Source organism: Streptomyces jeddahensis (genome assembly GCF_001642995.1).
Lineage (GTDB): Bacteria > Actinomycetota > Actinomycetes > Streptomycetales > Streptomycetaceae > Streptomyces > Streptomyces jeddahensis.
This window is the reverse complement of sequence record NZ_LOHS01000139.1, coordinates 1-3571: the sequence shown is the minus strand read 5'-3', so window position 1 is coordinate 3571 and position 3571 is coordinate 1. Positions and strand designations below refer to the sequence as shown.

Annotated in this window: 1 protein-coding gene; it reads right to left on the bottom strand. The window is 76.9% G+C overall.

Annotation, left to right across the window (positions count from 1 at the left end):
* Window positions 1-70 precede the first annotated feature (70 nt).
* Window positions 71-3349: a sacsin N-terminal ATP-binding-like domain-containing protein gene (locus STSP_RS30200; protein ID WP_067284188.1), complete on the bottom strand. Its 3279-nt coding sequence runs from the start codon at window positions 3347-3349 to the stop codon at window positions 71-73.
* Window positions 3350-3571: the final 222 nt, after the last annotated feature.

The window sequence follows — 3571 nt, the reverse complement described above, 5'->3', positions numbered from 1 at the left end:
TGGTAACGCCGGACGGGCTATTTGGTCCGCCGGACGGGCTCACCGGCCCCGCCCGGCCGCCGGCTCGCCCTCAGTCGAACCAGCGGTCCCGGGCCAGTTCCTCCGTGCGGGACGGGTCCTCCAGGAGGGCCGCGACCTCGAAGCGGCGCGGCCACTGGCCCGCCGCCCAGGCCAGGCCCGCCGCGACGCCCTCCAGGGTCGCCGCGTGGACCGTGCCGTCGGGCGTCTGGCGCCAGTCCAGCTCCGTGCCGGCCACGACGAGTTCCTCGTACTCGGTGTACGTCGCCGGGGTCGCCGGGCCGAGGAGCACCCGGACCGGCTCCGGGACCGGGTGCACCACGCCCTCACCCGTCACCTCGGCGCTCACCGTCTCGCCGAGGCGCCGTACCTGGAACAGCTCGGCGAGGTCCGCGGCGCGCGACGGGCGTACCGGGAGTAGGGGCAGCCCGGCGGTGAGCGGCAGCAGGTCGGGGGTGTCCGCGACCACCGCGTCGGCCGCGTCGACGACCGTGACACGGCCGTCCACGACGGCCCGCAGCTCGTCCGGCAGTGTCACCTGCTCCGGGTCCAGATCCGCCACCAGGCCGTAGAGCGCGTGGAGTTGGGCTGCGGTGACGTCACGCTCCGGGTCGGCGAGGCGGTCGAGGAGCTCCGCCGCGCCGCCGGGCTCGTAGAGGAGCGCGGCGACGGAGGTACGGACGCCGAGGGCCCGCAGCACCTGCTCGTCGTCGAAGCCGGTCGCGTCCGCCGAGTCGTACAGCCCCGCCAGCAGCGGATCCCCGCCCGCGGCCCGCAGACCGGCCGGGCGGCGGCCGTCGAGCACCGGGTGGCCGCGCAGCCACCAGGCCGTGTACGGGCGGACCGTCTCGGTCGTGCCGTCCGGCAGCAGGATGCGCACCGGCTGCGTGAGGGCGTCCCGCAGCGGCGGCTGCGACAGCAGCGCGAGCGCCTGCGGCCAGCGGTCGTCGTCGACGAGGTCGAGATCGCGTACGGCGATGATCTCGGTGGCGACGGGCGGTACGGGCGTGTCGGGCAGCCGGTCGAGGACGTCCTCGCACCAGACGTCGACGGCGTCGAGCAGGCCGGCGTCGTCGGGCTCGGGGAAGTCGCCGCTGCGCGGCTCCAGTTCGTCCGGGTCGAGGACCACGTCCGTGGCGCGGACCAGCGCGAAGTTCGCGAGGACCCCGCAGGCGGCGAGCGGCTGCTCGCCCCAGCGCTCGGCCAGCTCGGCGTCCACCTCGGCCAGTTCGCCCTCGCGCATGACCTGTGCGAAGGGGCTGCCCGGCAGGACAAGCTCGCCGGCCGGGGCCAGTTCCCCGTCCTCGTCGGGCAGCGCGAGCGCCCCGAGCCACGGCTCGTCGCCCGGGTCGAGCCCGGCGTCCCGTACGAGCGCGAGGACGAGGTCCGCGAGCTCCTCCGCGTCCAGCGCCTCCTCGTCCCAGGTGTCGTCCTCCAGCGAACCGGCGACGGCGGCCCGTACCTGCGGCGTCGTCAGAACGGCCCGTGGGGTGGCGGGCAGCGCCCCAAGCTTCTCGAGGAGAGGGTGCGCGGCGTCGGGGTGCGCGACCTTGAGGCCGAGCCGGGCCAGGGCAGACGGAGCGGCGGGCTCCTCCCTGCGCTCCTCGTACTCGCCCGACGGCGGCACCGGCAGCAGCACCTGCCGCGGCCCGATCGTCGTACGGCCGTCGGCGAGCGGCACCGGCAGCCCGGAGAGCCGGTCCGGGTCGACGCCCGCGAGGCTGTCGTACAGCCGCCGCCACCACGCGGGTTCCCGCTCCAGACCGGCGAGCCGGTCGATGGCCTCGGTCAGCGGGACGCGGGCGACACCCAGCGTGCGCAGCTCCACGCGGCGTTCGAGACCGGCGGGCAGCAGGCTCGGCAGCACCTCGGCCAGCACCCGCACCGTCTCGGCGCCCGCGCCCTCGACGACCTCGGCCTCGCGCGGCCGCAGCGCCACGGGGCCTGCGGCCGCCATGCCGGGGACAGGGGCCTCGCCCTCGGGGGCCCAGGCCGGCGCGCCCTCGGCGCCGCGTGCCCACCCCGGGGCGGCCCCGGTGTCCGGTTCCCAGGCCGGCGCGGCCTCGGCCTCCTCGCGCTCCACCGCGGGCGGCAGGAAGGCCGTACGCGGCAGCCGGTCGAGGATGGCCTGGCGGAGCGCCCCGTCCAGGACGCCCTTGCCGAGCGGTCCCGGCACGAGATCGATCAGGCCGGTACTCAAGGGGCGCCAGGCCGCGAGCAGTTCGGCGTACGCATCCGCCGCGCGCTGCACGAGGAAGTCGGTCAGCGGGCCCGGCGCGGCGTGTCGGCGCATCGTGTCCAGCGGCAGCGACGCGATGAGCAGCGCCGGTACACCGAGTGCTTCGTCGCTCGGCGTCGGCGCGTGTACGACCGGGGCGGTACGGGGGCGGCGCGGTCCGCCCTCCTCGTCCACCGGGACAGCCCAGGTCACGGACCAGTAAGGGCGCAGCCGCTCCTCGACCGGGCGGTCGGCGAGCAGCTCGAGGTCGAGGGAGCCGTGGTGGCTGACGGTGCGCCAGCGGCTCGTACCGTCGCGGGTGTCCTCGATGACGACGTCGGAGGCGGCCTCGGGGTGCGGGCGCCGCCGCAGAGTACGGACGCCGTCCTGGGCGCCCTGCGTCTCGACGACGACCTCCTCGAGACCCGGGAGGCTCAGCAGGAGCGCGTCGTCGATGCCTTCGAGCAGCCGCTCGACCAGGTCTCCGGCTGCGGCGTCGCGCAGCGGCAGGATGACGACGGAGTCGTACCCCTCGGGGGCGGTGCCCTCGGCGGGCAGCGGCAGGCGGAGGAGCGGTACGTGGCCCTCGCGGCGGCGCAGCTCGTCGCCGAGGCCGGGGCTGTGGCGCGCGGTCTCGGCGGCCAGCTCGCGGGCCTCGGCGAGCGACCACCGTACGCCGCCGTGGCGGCCGACCAGCGCGGGCTCGTCGGTCACGGCGAGCACGGCGGCGAAGCCGACGCCGAAGCGGCCGACGGCGGCCGTCCTGCCCTCGCCGTGCGCCTCGCGCTTCGCGGAGGCGCGCAGCGTGGACAGGGACTCGACGCCTGTCGCGTCGAGGGGAGCGCCGGTGTTCGCGGCGGCGAGGACGCCGTCGCGCAGGGTGAGGCGGAGCCGGCCGGGTACGCCCGCCCGTGCGGCGGCGTCGGCGGCGTTCTGCGCCAGCTCAACGACGAGGCGGTCGCGGTAGCCGCCGAGCGCCAGGTCCTCCTCGGCGTTGGCGTCCTCCCGGAACCGGGCCGGGCTGGCGCCCCATGCGTCGAGCACCCCGCGCCGCAGACGCGCCGTCCCGAACGGATCCGCCCCCTCCGGGGCCGGCCGCACGAACTTGCTCACGGTGGTCACTCCTTGCCTCCGGCACGGTTGCTGTTCCCGGCGTCGGCGCGGTTACGCGCCGCCGCCGCCCGAAGGTACCGCGCGCGGGGTGCACCTGCCCGCGCCGGTTCGCCACCTGCCGCCGTCACCGGGCCGTCGCCGGCTGGTGCGCCACCTGGCGGTGGCTGGGTCGGGGCCGCGCCGGGATGTACGTCCTCGGTCTGGCGCCGAACCGTCATCGTT